Origin of the sequence: Thalassobaculum sp., assembly GCF_040219215.1 — a bacterium.
GTDB lineage: Bacteria > Pseudomonadota > Alphaproteobacteria > Thalassobaculales > Thalassobaculaceae > Thalassobaculum_A.
The window spans coordinates 136378-153068 of the sequence record NZ_JAVJSX010000032.1; the positions used below are offsets into that span (position 1 = coordinate 136378).

At 67.7% G+C, this 16691-nt stretch carries 12 protein-coding genes; 5 read left to right on the top strand and 7 right to left on the bottom strand.

Annotated features, from left to right (window positions below; translation table 11 throughout):
• Nucleotides 1-12: 12 nt before the first annotated feature.
• The 3 genes from RIC54_RS21365 to RIC54_RS21375 form a co-directional block, all read right to left on the bottom strand.
• Nucleotides 13-2058, bottom strand: a complete 2046-nt coding sequence (locus RIC54_RS21365; RefSeq protein WP_350088851.1) for an oxidoreductase — start codon at nt 2056-2058, stop codon at nt 13-15.
• Nucleotides 2059-2107: 49 nt separating this feature from the next.
• Nucleotides 2108-3958: a TRAP transporter permease gene (locus tag RIC54_RS21370; protein ID WP_350088848.1), complete on the bottom strand. Its 1851-nt coding sequence runs from the start codon at nt 3956-3958 to the stop codon at nt 2108-2110.
• Between the two features lie 78 nt (nt 3959-4036).
• On the bottom strand, nt 4037-4981 hold the full coding sequence (locus RIC54_RS21375; protein ID WP_350088845.1) for a TAXI family TRAP transporter solute-binding subunit: 945 nt from the start codon (nt 4979-4981) through the stop codon (nt 4037-4039).
• Nucleotides 4982-5203: 222 nt separating this feature from the next.
• On the opposite strand from RIC54_RS21375, the gene RIC54_RS21380 reads away from it, so the two are divergent.
• The 3 genes from RIC54_RS21380 to RIC54_RS21390 are packed head-to-tail and all read left to right on the top strand — an operon-like array spanning nt 5204 to nt 11879.
• A complete protein-coding gene (locus RIC54_RS21380; protein ID WP_350088842.1) occupies nt 5204-6997 on the top strand; it encodes an autotransporter assembly complex protein TamA in 1794 nt (597 codons plus the stop codon).
• Nucleotides 6998-7003: 6 nt separating this feature from the next.
• Nucleotides 7004-11392 (top strand): translocation/assembly module TamB domain-containing protein, encoded by a 4389-nt coding sequence (locus tag RIC54_RS21385; protein WP_350088839.1) that lies wholly within the window; start codon nt 7004-7006, stop codon nt 11390-11392.
• A 55-nt stretch (nt 11393-11447) separates the two neighbouring features.
• The gene (locus RIC54_RS21390; protein ID WP_350088836.1) at nt 11448-11879 is read left to right on the top strand and encodes an acyl-CoA thioesterase; all 432 of its coding nucleotides are present in this window, start codon (nt 11448-11450) and stop codon (nt 11877-11879) included.
• A gap of 8 nt (nt 11880-11887) precedes the next feature.
• Here the strand turns inward: RIC54_RS21390 and RIC54_RS21395 are convergent, their stop codons facing one another.
• Complete coding sequence (locus RIC54_RS21395) at nt 11888-12145, bottom strand: hypothetical protein (protein ID WP_350088833.1); 258 nt, start codon at nt 12143-12145, stop codon at nt 11888-11890.
• 153 nt (nt 12146-12298) lie between these two features.
• Here RIC54_RS21395 and RIC54_RS21400 point away from each other — a divergent pair, with 153 nt between their 5' ends.
• A complete protein-coding gene (locus RIC54_RS21400; RefSeq protein WP_350088830.1) occupies nt 12299-12577 on the top strand; it encodes a helix-turn-helix domain-containing protein in 279 nt (92 codons plus the stop codon).
• A gap of 13 nt (nt 12578-12590) precedes the next feature.
• Here RIC54_RS21400 and RIC54_RS21405 read toward each other — a convergent pair whose 3' ends face one another.
• A complete protein-coding gene (locus tag RIC54_RS21405) occupies nt 12591-13532 on the bottom strand; it encodes a 2-hydroxyacid dehydrogenase (RefSeq protein WP_350088827.1) in 942 nt (313 codons plus the stop codon).
• 19 nt (nt 13533-13551) lie between these two features.
• Complete coding sequence (locus RIC54_RS21410; protein WP_350088824.1) at nt 13552-14094, bottom strand: DUF924 family protein; 543 nt, start codon at nt 14092-14094, stop codon at nt 13552-13554.
• 157 nt (nt 14095-14251) lie between these two features.
• Between RIC54_RS21410 and RIC54_RS21415 the strand changes: the two genes are divergently transcribed.
• Entirely contained in the window at nt 14252-14851 is a 600-nt protein-coding gene (locus RIC54_RS21415; protein ID WP_350088821.1) for a hypothetical protein, read from the top strand.
• Nucleotides 14852-14876: 25 nt separating this feature from the next.
• On the opposite strand, the gene RIC54_RS21420 is transcribed toward RIC54_RS21415, so the two are convergent.
• Nucleotides 14877-16670 (bottom strand): acyl-CoA dehydrogenase, encoded by a 1794-nt coding sequence (locus tag RIC54_RS21420; RefSeq protein WP_350088818.1) that lies wholly within the window; start codon nt 16668-16670, stop codon nt 14877-14879.
• Nucleotides 16671-16691 lie beyond the last annotated feature (21 nt).

The following is a 16691-nucleotide window of genomic DNA, read 5'->3' on the forward strand; positions in this document are numbered from 1 at the left end:
AACGGCGGTTGTCTATAGCGTCATGCACAACCGGGTGGCGTCATAGATCGCGGCGTGGACGTTGCGCGAAGCGACGGCGTCGCCGATGCGGTACAGGCGGAACCGTCCATCAGGATGGCGCATCACGGTTTGCGGTCGCGTCGCGATCAGGGCATCCAGGTCGACCGCACCGTCGTTGATTGAACCGGACTTGAGCGCGACGTACAACGCGTCGAGCGGCAGGGTGCCGTGCTCGACCACCACCTGATCGATCCGGCGCTCCACCATCAGCCGGCCATATTCGTCCCACAGCTCGGCAACCAGTTCGTTGCCGTCGCGGCGCACCCGGTGCAGACGCTTGTTCAGGGTGATGCGCACATCATGCCGGGCGAACGCCTTGAAGTAGCCGGGATAGTTGATTCCGCCGAGCTCCGGGGCGAGCACCCGTTCCGGAGTGGCGATCTCCAGCGCCGACCCGGCGGCAGCCATGAACTCGGCCGCGGTCATGCCGGGATGGGCACCGTTGTCGTCGAACAGCAGCACCCGCTCACCCGGCTTTGCGCCGCCGGACAGGATGTCCCACGTGGTGGTCACCAGGTCTTCGCCGTCCGTTAGGAAGCCGGTGTTCGGCAGGCCGCCGGTCGCCACGATCACGACATCCGGCGTTTCCGCCAGCACGTCGTCTGCCTCGGCGTAGACGTTGCAGCGCAGATCGACGCCAAGCCGCTCCAGTTCGGATACCCGCCAGTCGACGATACCGATCAGCTCGCGTCGCCGCGGCAGGGCGGTGGCGAGACGGAGTTGGCCCCCCGGCTGCGGCGCGGCCTCCAGAACGCTCACGTGGTGTCCCCGCTCGGCCGCCACGCGAGCGGCTTCCAGACCGGCCGGCCCGGCACCGACGACCACGACCCGTCGCATCGGACCGGTGCTGCGCGGGACAAGGTGCGGAATCGTCGCCTCGCGGCCGGTCGCCGGGTTGTGCAGGCACAGCGCTTCACCGCCGAAATAGATCCGGTCGATGCAGTAGGCCGCACCAACGCAGGGCCGGATTCGGTGTTCCTCGCCAGCGATGATCTTGGCGACGATGTGTGGATCGGCGATGTGGGCCCGGGTCATGCCGATCAGGTCGACCCGGCCCTCGGCCACCGCGTGGCGTGCGGTCGCCACGTCGTTGATGCGGGCAGCGTGGAACACCGCCACCCCGGACTCCGCCCGGATTCGGCCCGCCAGGTCGAGATGCGGTCCGGCCGGCGTGCCCATCGGCGGGATGACATGGCTCAAGCCCTCGTCGGTGTCGATGTGGCCCTTGATGACGTTGATGAAATCGATATCGCCGGTAGCCGCCAGGCGACGGGCGATCTCGGCACCCTCGCGTTCGCTCAGCCCGGCCTCGACATCCTCGTCCACCACCATGCGGAGGCCGACGATGAACTCCGGACCAACCGCGTCGCGGATCGCGGCGATGGCCTCCAGTCCGAAGCGCATCCGGTTGTCCAGGCTGCCGCCGTACCGGTCGGTGCGCTTGTTGGTCAGCGGCGACCAGAATCCGTCAAGGAAATGGCCGTAGGCCTCGATCTCGACTCCGTCGAGCCCGCCGTCCCGGCAGCGTCGCGCGGCGGCGCCATAGGCGGCGGCGATCCGCTCCAGGTCGAAATCCTCGGCCTCCTTGGGGAAGGCGCGGTGCGCCGGTTCGCGGATCGGCGATGCGGCGACGACCGGCAGCCAGTCACCGGAAGTCGAACTGGTGCGCCGTCCGAGATGGGTGATCTGGCACATGATGGCGGTGCCGTGCGCGTGCACCCCGTCGGCCAGTTCGCGCAGCCAGGGCACGATGGCGTCGTCCCAGATGTGCAGGTTGCCGAACGCGGGCGGACTGTCGCGGTCGACGATGGCCGAGCCGCCGATCATGGTCAGCCCGATGCCGCCCTTGGCCTTTTCCTCGTGGTACAGCCGGTAGCGCTCGGTCGGCATCCCGGCTTCGGAGTACGCCGGTTCGTGCGCGGTCGACAGGATCCGGTTCTTCAGAACCAGATGCTTGAGCCGGTAGGGCTGAAGCAGGGGGTCTTTGGTCTGCGCCATGGCGCCAGCCTAATCCAAACAGGCAGGCTGGCGCCACGCGGTCCCATTCCTACACGGTATCAGGCGCCTCGCGGTTCTTCACCATCAGGTTGAGGCCGGCAACCGCGACCAGGATGCCGATGCCGATGGCGTCGGTGGTCAGGCCCGGTTTGATCAGCACGATCGCCGCCGTGATCAGCGCCAGGCGTTGCCAGAGCGCAAGCGACGCCAGCAGGTAGCCGGCGAGCCCGGAGGCCAGGCAAACCACGCCGATCATGGCGGTGGTCGCCGTCGTCAGGATCCACAACGGCTCGCCGATCATCAGCAGCGACGGGCCGAAGACGAACATGAACGGCACGATGTAGCCGGTGGCGCCCAGCTTGAGCGCCAGGAGGCCGGTTTCCCACAATCCCGCGTTCGACAGGCCGTTGGCCGCGTAGACCGCCAATGCCACCGGCGGCGTAATGGCCGACAGGATGGCGAAGTAGAAGGTGAACATGTGGGCGGCTTCGACGATGATCCCGAGCTTCACCAACGCCGGCACCAGCAACGCGACCTGCACGATGTAGGCAGGGGTGGTCGGCATCCCCATGCCGAGCACAATGCCGGCCATCATGGTCAGGACGAGGGCCAGCACCAGGTGGTTCTGCGAGGCGGCCAGCACGAGGCTGGTGAACTCGATGCCGAGGCCGGTGAGCGAGATCACCCCGATCACGATGCCGGCACAGCCGCAGGCCAGCGCCACCGAAACGGTGTTGCGCGCGCCCGAGACCAGTCCGTCCATGATGTTGGCCGGCGTCAGGTAATGCCGGGTGGATTTGCGCAGGCCGGCTGCCACCAGCACCGAGGCGATGCCGAACAGGGCCGACAGCGGCGCGCTGTAGCCGGCAACCAGGGCGCCGACGATCACGACCAGCGGCAGGAACAGGTGGCCCTGCTCCTTCAGCACGGTGAGCAGGCGCGGCAGTTCCGAGCGCGGCAGGCCGCGCATGCCGGTGCGCTTGGCTTCGAAATGGACCGCGAGGAACACGGCGAGGAAATACATGGCTGCCGGGATCAGGGCGTAGGCAGCAACCGTCAGGTAGCTGACGCCCAGGAACTCGGCCATCACGAATGCGGCGGCGCCCATGATCGGCGGCATGATCTGGCCGCCGGTCGACGCCACGGCCTCGACCGCGCCGGCGAAGGCCGGCCGGTAGCCGAGCTTCTTCATCAGCGGGATGCTGAAGGCGCCGGTGGTCATAACGTTTGCGACGGCGCTGCCCGAGACCGTCCCGAACAAACCACTGGTGATGCAGGCCACCTTCGCCGGTCCGCCGGCGGTATGGCCGGTGAGCGCCATGGCGAAGTCCATGAACAGCTTGCCGGTACCGGTGCGTTCGACCATGGCGCCGAACAGGATGAACAGCATCACGTAGGTCGCCGACACGCTGACCGGAATGCCGAAGATGCCCTCGGTTCCGAGATACATCTGCTCCATCAGCTGCGGCAGGTCCGAGCCGGCGCCGAACACGGCGTAGGCCAGGAACGCGATGGCTGTCATTGGCAGCGCCAGGCCGACGCAGCGCCGCGTGGCCTCCAGCAGAAGCAGGATGAGCAGCGACCCCAGCACCCAGTCTTCCGGGCGAAGGTCGTCGACATAGATCATCCGATTGTTGATGTACTCCTGGCCCCACAGGATGTAGCCGGACGCAACGATCGATAGGCCGGCGAGCACCAACCGGCCGATGTCCGGCGTGTTGGAGCCGCCGTTCCTGGCCGGGAAGATCAGGAAGGCCAGGACCAGGGCAAACGCCACGTGGATTGCGCGGAAGCTGAGCGCATCGGGCGCGCCGAACCAGGCGGTGTAGAGATGATAGAGGGTCATGGCGAGGCCAACGGCCGTAATCAGACCCTGCGCGAGGCGCGTCCAGCGGGGCATGCCTGGTCTCCGGATTTGGATGAGCGACGCGACGGCGAGGGCGGCGATGGCCGCCCTCGCGCTACGCAATCAGTCGCGTCAGAGGACGCCCTGTTCCTTGTAGAACTTGGCGGCACCCTTGTGGAGCGGCACGCCGGTCTCCACAGCCATCGACTTGGCATCGGCCTTGCCGACCGCCTTGGCGATCGAGGCCAGGTCGGGGACGTTCGCCACGATGTTCTTCAGCACGTCGTAGACCAACTTCTCGTCCAGATCGCAGCGGGCGATGATGTGGGTCGAGTAGCCGATGGTCGGAACGTCGGCGTCCTGGCCCGGGTAGCTACCGGCCGGAACGATGATGCGCTGGTAGCCGGGATTGATGGCCTTCATCTTGGCAAGGCCGTCATCCGGAACCGGGACCAGCGTGATCGCACGCGCCGAGGCGAGGTCCATGATGGCGCCAGCCGGGACCGTCGTGCCGAGGGTGAACCAGTCGGCGTTGCCGTCCTTCAGCTGATTGACGCTGTCGGTGTACGAGCCGTAGCTGACCCGGGACATGTCGTCGTAGGTCAGGCCATAGGCGGTGAGCAGGTGCTCGGTGATCGCCTCGCCGGTGTTGCCCTTCTTCTGGGTGGTCAGCGCCTTGCCCTTGACGTCGGCCGGCGACTTGATGCCCGACGACGCGTTCGCGACGACCTGGAAGTACTGCGGGTACAGGGTGCCGACATTGCAGACGTTGGCCGCCTTGGACTCGAACGGCGGCTTGCCGTTGATGGCGTCGACGGTCGACACCGAGTTGGCGAACCCGAAATCGGTCTTGCCGGCTTCCACGGCCTTGACGTTGGCGATCCCGGCGCCGGGCAGGATCTGCACGCTGCTGCCGGCGATGTTCTGCTCCACGATGTTCTTGATCGCGCCGCCGAGCGGATACCAGGAACCACCCTGCGGACCGGTCATCAGCTTGAGATCCGCTGCCTGAGCGGACACCCCGAGCCCGATGGACATCAACCCTGCGGCGGCGACGCGCGCCACTAACTTCGACATCTCACATTCCTCCGTGGGAGGGCCGACGTTCAGTCGCCTGCCCGATTGGTTGGTACGGCCGGATTATTCACGCCGAGGCGAAGACGGTCCAGACCGCAGTGTCATGTCGTCGTATCACCTGTTCACCGACGCTTGTAGTGGTGTTTGAGACCGGCTGCCGTGACTCGGGGGCACCGCAGGCTCTATAGTCCGCACTTCCCAACCGGTCTGTCCGATGAGTTGATGCGCGTTGCCATCTTCATTCTGCTTGCGCTCACCGTCCTCGGGCGGGCCGCAACTGCCGAGGTCAAACCCGGGCAGGGCGTGCGGTATACCGTCGCGTTCGCCGGCATGGAGGCCGTGGCGGACCTCGCCGATCTGATCAGGCAAAGCTCGGCGCTGGTGTCGAAGACGGACGACCCTCCGCCGTCGCGGGCGGCATTGCAGCGTCGGGTCGACGACGACGTCGAGCGCTTTGAGAGCGCGGCGCGGTCGCTCGGCTACTACGACGCGGCGTTCGATGCCGCGATTCAGCCGGCCTCTGCGGCGGGCGAACCCATGACCGTGACCGTCATGGTGGAGCCCGGGCAGGCGTACCGGATCGCGCTGGTGGAATTCAGGACAGCCGACGATGCACCGCTGGCCGTCGGTGCCGAACTGCCGGCGAAGCGGATCGGCCTTGCGGCCGGCGCCCAGGCGCGGGCCGCCGATGTGGTGTCGGCGCAGACCACCGCCCTTCGGATTCTGCACGAGCGCGGCTACCCGCTCGCCGAGGCCGGAAAGCGAACGGTCCTGATCGATCGGGATGCGAAGGAGATGCGCGTCACCTTCCGGTTCACACCCGGACCGGCCGCACGGCTGGGATCGGTTTCCGTGTCGGGCGCCGAGACCGTCGATCCGGGTTTCGTCCTGCGTCGCCTGCCCTGGCGCTTCGGTGAGTCGGCCGACATCCGCAAGATCGAAGACGGGCGCCGCAACCTCGCCTCGACCGGGGTTTTCGATACGGTCGACGTCCGGTTCGGCGATGCCGTGGATGCCGAGGGCCTGATCCCGGTCCAGGTGTCGGTCACCGAACGGGCGCCGCGAAGCATCGGCGCCGGCGTCAGCGCCTCGACGTCGGAAGGTCTTGGCGTCAACGCGTTCTGGACGCACCGCAACCTGTTCGGCGGGGCCGAGCGTCTCGACGTGAACGGCCGGGTCAGCGAGGTCGAGACCCATGTCACCGGCGACTTGCGGTTGCCGGACGTGATTCTCAACGATCAGGACCTGGTGCTGAGCTCCGGTCTGGTTCAGGAGTCGACAGATAGCTACGACTCGCAGAAGGTCAGCGTTGGCGGCCGTTTCGAGCGCCGGGTGAACGACATCCTGACCGTCGACTACGGCGCTGTCCTGGAACGCAGCCTGATCGACGAAGGCGATGTCGAGAATCGCTACACCCTGGTGGGCTTGCCGGTCGGCGCGACGATCGACACATCCGACGATCTGCTGAACCCGACGCGCGGAGGGCGATCACGCGTGCGCTTCACGCCGTACCTTGAATACCTCGGCTCGACGATCAGCTTCTACTCCATGACCGCCCGGCACGCCCACTACGTTGCCCTCGACGACGCCCGTGACTTCATCCTCGCCGGCCGGGCGGCGATCGGGTCGATCCTGGGTGCGTCGACGAACAACATCCCGGCGGACAAGCGGCTGTATTCCGGCGGCAGTGGGTCGGTACGAGGCTACGGGCTGCAGAAGATCGGACCGCTTGACGGCAGCGGCGACCCGACCGGCGGCCGATCCATGGTCGAGGTCGGCGCGGAGTTGCGCTGGCGCATCCATGGCGACTTCGGGATCGTGCCATTCATTGACGGTGGTCAAGTCTACGACACCGAGACACCGGACCTCGGCCAGGAACTGCAATGGGCGGCGGGCCTCGGCTTCCGGTATTACACGCCGATCGGCCCGATCCGTGCCGACATCGCGTTCCCGCTGAACCCGCGCAGCTCCGATGACCGTTTCCAGGTGTATTTCAGTCTCGGCCAGGCGTTCTGAGTCATGATGCGCCGGATCATTGTGGTGGCGGCGCTGGTCGTTCTCGGCGCACCGGTCGCCCTGGCGCTTGCTCTTCTGGTTGCGATCAACACCGATTGGGGGCGAGCCCATCTGGCCGACGCCGTGCGATCGGCGACCGCCGCAGGGCCCGTCCAGGTCGAGATCGGCCGGCTGACGGGGGCTTTGCCCGGCCACTTCCGCGTTGAACGTTTGCGGCTGAGCGATGCCTCAGGTGTGTTCGCCGAACTCGATCGGGTCGAGCTGGCCTGGTCACCCTGGGCGTTGCTGACCGGAACGGTGGCGATCGAAGCGATCACCGCCGACGGCGGCAGGATCACGCGAGCACCGGTGTTGCCCGATTCCCCGGCCCCGGAGCCGGAGCCTGCGAGAGGATTGTCCCTGGCGTTCCCTGCACCTCCGGTGGCCGTTCGTCTTGGCGGCCTCCGGGTGGCCGGTCTCCAGCTCGGCGAGGCATTGGTGGGACAGGCCGCCACTGTGAGCGCCGAGCTGTCCGCGTCGGTGACCGGATCCGCGGCGACAGCCAAGGGCTGGGTGGAGGCCGCATCGCAGGATGCTGCCGCGCGCCTCGATCTCGACCTTGCTGTTGTGCCCGGTGATGGAACGTTACGCGTCGAACTGCGGGCGCACGAGCCGGCGGGCGGTGTCGCGGCCGGCCTGATCGGGCTAGCCGATCGGCCGCCACTGGATCTCGTCCTGACCGGCACGGGGACACTGGCGGACTGGAAGGGGCGCCTGAAGGGCGGGTTCGGGACGGGCGCCGAGGCCGACATGAAATTGGGCATCGGCAGCGACGAGGCCGGAACTCGGGTCACCGTTGATGGTACGGCGGATCTGGCTGGCGTGCTGCCTGACGAGATGCGGACGGCAATCGGACCGTCGCCCGGCCTTGGCCTGACGATCCGGTTCGCGCCGGATGGCAGCATCGCGCTCGAGCGGGCAGCAATGCGCACGGCGGCGGGAACGCTAGAGGGGGTGGCGCGCATAACAGTGGACGGCCAGCCGATCGAGGCGGACGCAAGGGTACGGGTCGAGCGGCTCGACTTCCTGTCGGATATTGCCGGCGTCGAACTGGCGGGCGCCATGGCGATCCAGCTTCGGCTCGTCGATGAGGGCCGCCGGGTCGAGGTGTCAGCAACGGGCTCCCCTGTCGTGGCCTCGACTCCCTTGGGCGGCCTGACGATTGAGATGTCGGCGGATGCAAACACCGCCCTTGCCGGCTTGCCGGAGTCTGTCGCATGGACGGCAGCCGCCTCGGTGGAGACGCCCGGCCTGCCCGATGTCGACGCGCCGGCGCTGCTCGGTCCGAGGATCGCGGTGCGGGCCTCCGGTACCACCACGGGCAATGGCCAGAACCTCCGGGTCGACGGGCTGAACGTGGTGTCCGACGCCGGGTTGATCGAGGCGACGGCCCGGCTCTCGGACGCTCGAAAACTCGACCTGAACGGCACGATCACCCTGACCGATCTCGCCCGTTTCTCCGAAGTGGCCGGGCGCTCGCTGTCGGGCTCGACGACGCTCGGCATCGACGGCAGCGTGCTGCTCGATCCGTTCGATGTGTCGGCCGTGCTCGATCTGACGGCCGATGCCCTTGGGCTGGGTGACCCGGCATTGGACCGGCTGGTCGGGTCCGGACCCGAACTGAGCGCCGGTGTCACCCTGGACGCGGAGAACCGGCTGTCGGTGCACGGTCTGACGGTTCGGATGGCGGCTGCCCAGGCGAATGGGGATGCCGAACTGATCCTGCCGGACGGCGCGCTGGATGGGCTGATCGAGGTGGCGGCGCCGGACCTGTCGGTGGTCGGCCGTGCCCTGGCGGTGGACGTATCCGGACGAGGTGGTCTGTCATTGGCCCTGGGCGGTACCCTCGGCGAGCCGACCGCTTCGGCTTCCTGGCGGTTGGCGCCATTGACGGTCCAGGGAACCCGTTTCACTGAACTGACGGGCTCGGCGACCTTGGCGGGGCTGCCGCAAGCTCCGGCCGGGCGGCTCGACCTGCGGGCATCGTCAGGCGGCGAGGCGGTTACCCTCGGAGCGGCCTACGCCGTGGCCGGCGATCGGCTGCGGGTCGACGGGATCGCGCTGGATGGCGCCGGCCTGAAGGGCAGGGGCGATGTCGCCGTGAACCTGGCCGGCCCCTTGGCTGACGGCCGCATTACGCTGGCGGTGCCGGACCTCGGTCGCGTCGGTGTGGTTGCCGGGTTTCCGGGGATGACGGGGAGTTTGGACGCCCAGGTCACCTTGTCGGCCAGTGACGGCCAGTCGGCCACGCTGTCCGGGCGGGTCCAGGACCTCGCCGTCGACGGTTCCACCCGTGTGAGTTCGATCATTCTGTCAGGCGTGGGGCGGTCGCTGCTCTCAAAGCCTTCGGGTTCGCTGCGCGCCGAGTTCGGCGAAGTGCTTCAGGGCGACGACACGTTGCTGAGCCAGGGGCTGCTGACCGCGGAGTCCGACGGCTCGACCGCTCGCCTGGCGCTGTCCGTGAACGGCGAGGGGGAAGTGCCCTATCGGGTCACGGCGGGAGTCTCGGCCGGAGTGGGCAAAACCCCGCTGCGGATCAGCGTCGACAACCTCGACGCCGAGGTCGCTGACGCGGCGTTTGCCCTGCAGCAGCCGACCCGAATTACCCTCGGGGCGAAGCCGCGGATCGACGACGTCGCGCTTCGCGTCGATGGAGGCACGATGACCGGCGGCGGCCGCATCGACCCGCGTGACCTCGACATCAAGCTTGCCGTGCGCGACCTCCCGGCGGCCTTGGCGCGGCTGGCCGACCCGGATCTGAAGCTGACCGGCACGATCGACGCCGACCTCGTGCTCAGTGGTCCGGTCAATGATCCGACCGGGCGTCTTACGATGTCGGCGCCGGCGATACGGACCACCGACCCGGCGCTGGCCGACCTGCCGCCGCTGTCCGCAACGGCGGAAGCTCGAATCGAGAAGCGACGGCTGACCGCGACGATGGCTGCTTCGGTCGGCACCGGGGTCGAAGCGAAGCTGGCGGCCACGCTTGGTCTGGCGGCAGCGCCCGTCGGTTCGCCTCCACGCCTCGATAACACCGCACCTCAGGACATCAAGCTTGATGTCGAGGCCGCGCTCGAACAGCTCTCGGCCTACCTGCCGCTCAATGGTGGTCGGATGGCGGGCCAGGCATCAATCCACGTGGCGGTGGCCGGCACGCCGGCTGATCCCGTGGTGAACGGCACCGCCTCGCTGCGTGACGGGGCGATCGACCAGCCGGCGATCGGGCTCTACCTGGAGGACGTCCGACTGGAGGCCAACGGGCGGGGCGATCGTCTGGAGATCGAGACGCTGACCGCCTCGGCGGTGTCCGGCGGGACGTTGGAGGGCAGCGGCGGGGTCTCCTTCGACGTCGACCAGGGCATGCCGGCCGATCTGAAGCTGGCCGCGCGCCGCCTGGTGGCGGTGGACACCGACGAGGCGGAAATCATGCTCGACGCGGACCTGACCTTCACCGGAATGCGTCCTGACTACCGGCTTGCCGGCACGGTGACGGTGCTGCCGTCGGAGGTCCGTATTCCGGACCAGCTTCCGCCGTCGGTCGTCGAACTGCAGGTGACCGAAGTGCGCAACGGCGTCGTGGTCCGGTCGCCGGAGATCAAGGAGAAGGATGGCGATGCTGAATCGGCAGGCGTCCCGATCACCCTGGACATCAAGATCGACATACCTGGAAAGGTCTTCGTGCGCGGGCGCGGTTTGGACAGCGAGTGGGGCGGCGACCTCACGGTAACCGGCCGGGCCGACGATCCCGACGTGAAGGGCGGCCTGCAGGTCCGTCGTGGCAAGTTTGACGGCCTCGGTCGGACCTTCACGTTCGAGCGCGGCCAGGTCGTGTTCGATGGCAGCCCGCCGGACGATCCGACGCTGAACATGGCGCTGGTCACCGAAGTGGCCGAGATCAAGGCCAAGGTCCTGGTGTCGGGGCGTGCGCAGGACCCCACCATCGAACTGGCCAGCGAGCCCGCGATGCCGAAGGAGGAGGTGCTGTCGCACATCCTGTTCGGCTCGTCGCGGGCGCAGTTGAGCCCGTTGCAGGCGCTGAAGCTGGCGCAGTCGGCGGCAGTGCTGTCCGGGCGCCTGGGTTCGGGCGGCGGCATCACCGATACCATCCGGGAAACCCTGGGGGCCGATACGCTCGACGTCGACGCGGGCGACGGCGCCGAGGGATCGCGTGGCGCGTCGTTGTCGGTCGGCAAGTATGTGGCGCCCGGCGTGTTCCTGAAACTGCAACAGGGGCTGAGCGGCGCCGGTAGCAAGGCGGTGGTCGAGGTCGAGATCACCGACAGCATCTCGGTGGAAACCGACGTCGGCGCCGATTCCCAGAGCCGGGTGGGCGTGAACTGGAAGGTGGACTATTGAGGCAGCTGCCGCCATCACATCAGTTCCGCACCGCGCTCTCACAGGACCGACGCCCATGACCGCCGTTGATTTCGACCCGACCGACCCAGCCAACTTCTCGTTCTGGACCGAGGAGCGGCTGCGCTACGGCGACCTCGATATGCTGGCGCATGTAAACAACAACGCGATCGGCGTGTTTCTGGAGAACGGCCGGGTCCATCTGTTCCGGGCATCGGGCGAGGACATTGCCGGCGGCCTGTCGTGGGTGGTGCGCCGCCTGGAGATCGACTTTGTCCGGGAGATCCAGTTTCCCGGCACTGTGCGGACCGGCACCAGGGTCGCGGCACTCGGAAACACCTCCTGCACGATCCGGCAGGGCATCTTCGTGGATGGGGAGTGCCGTGTGACCTCGACGGCGATCGGCGTGTGCTTCGACCTTGTCGCCCGCAAGTCGGTGCCGATTCCGGATGTCGTGCGAGCCCGGCTGGCTGGGCACCGCCCTTCGTAAACTTGACCCTATTGCGCCATCGGCACGATCGAAACCTCGGCGGCCGGATGGTCGGCGAGGTAGCGGCGCACCGCGATGTCGTCATCGGTGATCAGCGGCGGGGTTCCCAACACGTCGGCGCGATCGGTCACGCGGTACAGGAAGCGCGGGCGTAGCCCCGGAAGGTCCGCCGTTTCAGCCGCGGGCGCGCGGACATGGGCGCGCCGGAACAGCTCCAACTCGCCCTCGTAGCCATGTCCTCCATAGAGATAGAGATGTCGTGCCATCGCCGCCTCCTCGTGACCGCAGTCGTGCCACCCGGAGAATATATGCGCACGCTGTGCGCATATTGCAAGATCGGCGAACGCACGACGTGCGCTTTGTGCTTGGCGCCAAAGGCCTGAAGGGCCTATATCGTGGGCGTTCGCAAGGAGCCTTACGTGAAAAAGACGGCCGCCAACGACAGCGCAATGAAGCCCGGTGATTTCAAGCGCTGGCGCAAGTCGCTCAAGCTGTCGCAGAAGGAAGCGGCCGAAGTTCTCGGCCTCAAGCGGCGTGTCGTCCAGTACTACGAGAAGGGCGAGCGTGACGGCGAGGTCGTGACCATTCCGAAGTATATCAGGCTCGCCTGCTCCGCCGTGGCCGCCGGCGTGCAGGACTACGCCGGCCCGAGCAAGGACAAGCCGGCCAAGCCGGACGCATCCGACCAGGCCGACTGACCTGCAAGGTCGTTCAGTTCACCGGCGTGATCAGCGGCTTGCCGGCGATCCCCAACAGCAGGTTCTCCATCACCAGCCGGCCCATGGCGAGGCGGGTGTCGTGGGTGGCGCTGGCCTGGTGCGGCTGCAGCACGACGTTTTCGGTCATGTCCTTCAGCGCCTGCGGCACCCGAGGCTCGTCGGCGAACACGTCGAGGCCGGCGGCCCCCAGCCGGCCGTCCTTGAGCGCGGCAATCAGCGCGTCCTCGTCGACCACGCTGCCGCGCGCCACGTTGATCAGCGTGCCGTTCGGGCCGAGGGCGTCAAGCACTTCGCGGTTGACGATGTGCTTGGTGCTGTCACCGCCCGGCACGATCGCGATCAGGATCTCGACATCCCGGGCCATGTCGACCAGCGACGCGTAGTGCTTGTAGGGCACTTCCTTCCGGGTGCGGGTGTGGTAGGCGATGTCCATCTTGAACGCAGCACAGCGTTGGGCGATCTCGATGCCGATGCGGCCAAGCCCGAGGATGCCGACCTTGCGGCCCCAGACCCGGTGGGTGAACGTCATGTCGCCCTCGCGCTCCCACCGCCCCTCTCTGACGTAGCGGTCGGCCTGTGGGATGCGCCGGCAGGTCGCCATGGTCAGGGCGATCGCGAAGTCGGCCACCTCGTCGCTCAGCACGTCGGGGGTGTTCGACACCTTGATCCCGCGAGCCGTGGCGGCGGCCACGTCGACGCCGTCATAGCCGACCCCATGATGGGCGATCACCTTGACCTTCGGCAGGGCATCCATGGTCGCGGCGTCGCACGTCTTGCTGTCCGCGATGCCGACGCAGGTGTCGCGCAGCGAGGCGAGCAGGGCCGCCTGGTCGTCGGCTTCCCAGAGCTTGTGGACGGTAAAGTGCTCGTCCAGTTCCGCCATGGCGACGTCGTACCAGGGCGACAGGATCACGATATCGGGTTTCTTGGTCACGGCGGCGGTCCTCCGGAAGTCAGAACGACGAATTCGGCTGAGTGAGGAACTCGAGCTCCTCGGCTGTACTGGTTCGGCCGAGCGCGGCGTTGCGGTGCGGGAAACGGCCGAAGCGCTCGATGATGACGCGATGGCGTACGCCGTAGTCGATGAGTTCGGCATCGCCGAGCGCACGGAACAGCGCGTCGCACATCAGTTGGTCGGCCAGGTCCTCGCTGTGCTCGAACGGCAGGTACAGGAACAGGCAGCGGTCGCGCGACCCGAACACGTGGTCGCCGGCGGCGATGGCGCGGCGGGCAAGGTCACGGGCGCGGGCGTCCTGGGCAAAGGCCCGCGGGTCGCCGCGATACAGGTTGCGCGACATCTGGTCGAGCACCAGCAGCAGGGCCAGCCGGCCGTCGGCGCTCGTCTCCCAGTCGGCAAGCCCGCCCGCGGCCGCTTCGGAATGCAGTGCGCCGAACCGCTCGCGCAGTGTCGCGTCGAACGCGTCGTTCTTTTCGAACCACTGCTGCGGCGTGCATTCGCCGAACCAGAACGCCAGAACGTCCTCCGGTGCTGCCACGGTCCGCGCTCCTTTCGTCGATGAGGTCGCCGGGGTGAACCCGGGCGCGACGATAACCGATCGCCCCGTCCTGGCAAACGGCGTCGCGACACCGCAACGTCTTGCCGGATGGACGTCCAGGCATCATCTGATGCGGGCATCGAACAGGAGACCACCGATGAATCGCCTTGCCGTGCTTGCCCTGCTCCTGCTGACCGGATGCGTGACCGCCCAGGACACCATCACCGGGGTCGAGGCCGAGCCGCGACGGCGGTTTCTGACGTTCGCCGGCTACCAGTCGCCGGTCCTGCTGATCTCGGTCAACGCGCCGTTCCATCTGCCGCAGCACGACATCGCGGTACGCTTGGCCGAGCATGCCAACGGCTCGGTCAGCGGTTCCGACGTGACCTACACGGCGAAGGCGGCGCAGGCCAAGCACGCGAGCTACCGGATCGTGGCGCGCTTCGACGCCGAGCAGGGGTCCGACACCAAGGATGTCTGCAAGTCGGCGTTCGGGCCGACGCCAGCGGCGCGTTACGCCGACCGCACCAACCTGTTCATGGCGTTCTGCGATCAAGCCGAGCCGATTGCCGGGGCCAAGGTATCCGGGCCGAAGCTCACCGGACTGAGCGACCCCAATCTGCGCGAGATGCTGCGCCGGGGGATGCAGGCGATGTTCCCGAACGCAACCAATTCGGGGCGGGCCGGGTCAATGGGGTCGATCCAGGTCAATCCGGTACCGCATTTCCGCCTGAACCCGCTGGACGGGATCATCTGATCGGGTTGCGTGCCTCAGGCGACGCTTAGAACTGGTCCTCGTCCAGGGCCATCACCGTGCCGCCGCCGGCCTCGATCGCCGCCAGCAGGCCTGGGGCCTGCGCCAGCAGGTGATCGGCGTAGTGGCGCACCGTGACCAGCTTGGTCTCCAGGTAGCGGATGTCGGCGTCGGACCCGTTGGCCAGCGCTTCGCGGGCCGCCAGGGCGGAACGGGCCATCAGCCAGCCGCCGGCGACCAGACCGAAGAGTTTCAGGAACAGCGCGGACGGTGAAGCGGCGGCGGCCGGGTCGGTGGGCATGGTCGCGACCACCCAGTCGGAGGCCCGGGCCAACGCCTCGCGCCCCGACGCCAGACGGTCGCGGATGATCGCAAGCGGAGTGTCCGCACCCGCCAATGCCGACAGGGTGTCGTCGACATCGGCAAGGAAGCTCTGCATCGCGGCACCGCCGTCGCGGGCCACCTTGCGGCCGACCAGATCGAGCGCCTGAACCCCATTCGCGCCTTCGTAGATCGGAGTGATGCGCGCGTCGCGGTAGTGCTGGGCGGCGCCGGTTTCCTCGATGAAGCCCATGCCGCCATGCACCTGGACGTTGGTCGAGCAGATCTCGATGGCGGCGTCGGTGCACCACGCCTTAACCACCGGGATCAACAGGTCGACGCGGGTCTGGGCACTGGCTCGGGTGGCGGCGTCCGGGTGCCGGTCGGCGATGTCGGTGCCGGCTGCCACGTCGTAGATCAGGCCACGCATCGCCTCGATCTGCGCCTTCATGGTCAGGAGCATGCGGCGCACGTCCGGATGGTGGATGATCGACACCGCGCCGGCGGAGCCCTGCAGTGCCCGGCTCTGCACCCGGGTGCGCGCGAAGTCGACCGCCTGTTGGTAGGCGCGCTCGGCCACCGCCAGTCCCTGCAGGCCGACCGCGAGACGGGCGTTGTTCATCATGATGAACATGTACTCGATGCCGCGGTTCTCCTCGCCGACCAGATAGCCGACGGCACCCTCGTTCTCGCCATAGGCCATGACGCAGGTCGGGCTGGCGTGGATGCCAAGCTTGTGCTCCAGCGACAGCGGCTTGGCATCGTTGCGCACCCCCAGCGAGCCGTCCGGGTTCACCAGGAACTTCGGCACGATGTACAGCGACAGCCCCTTGGTCCCGGCGATGCCGTCGGGCGAGCGGGCCAGCACCAGGTGGATGATGTTGTCGGTGAAGTCGTGGTCGCCATAGGTGATGAAGATCTTCTGGCCGCGCAGCCGGTAGCTGCCGCCGTCGGCTTTCTCGGCGCGGGTTCGGATGGCGCCCAGGTCGGTGCCGGCCTGCGGCTCGGTGAGGTTCATGGTGCCGGTCCATTCGCCGGTGACCAGTTTCGGCAGGTAGGTGGCCTTCTGTTCGTCGGTGCCGACCTCGCGCAGCGCGTCGATCGCGGCCTGGGTCAGCAGCGGGCACAGGCCGAAGGCGAGATTCGCGCCCTGCCACATCTCCTGCAGCGCGGTGGCGACCAGCCAGGGCAGGCCCATGCCGCCCCACTCCTCCTCGAACGGCGCGCCGTTCCAGCCGCCCTCGACGAACTGCCGGTAAGCGTCCGCGAACCCATCGGGGGTACGCACCACGCCGTTCTCCAGCCGCGAGCCCTGCTTGTCGCCGACCGGGTTCAGCGGCGCCAGCACACCACCGGCCAGCTTGCCCGCTTCTGCGAGGATCTGCTCGACCAGGGCGCTGTCAGTGCCGTCAAGGCCGGGCAAGGACGAAACCCGGCCGAGCCCGACCACGTCGTCGATGACGAAGCGCATGTCGCGCAGCGGTGCGGCGTAGACACTCATGGCAGCCTCCCATGCGGACCC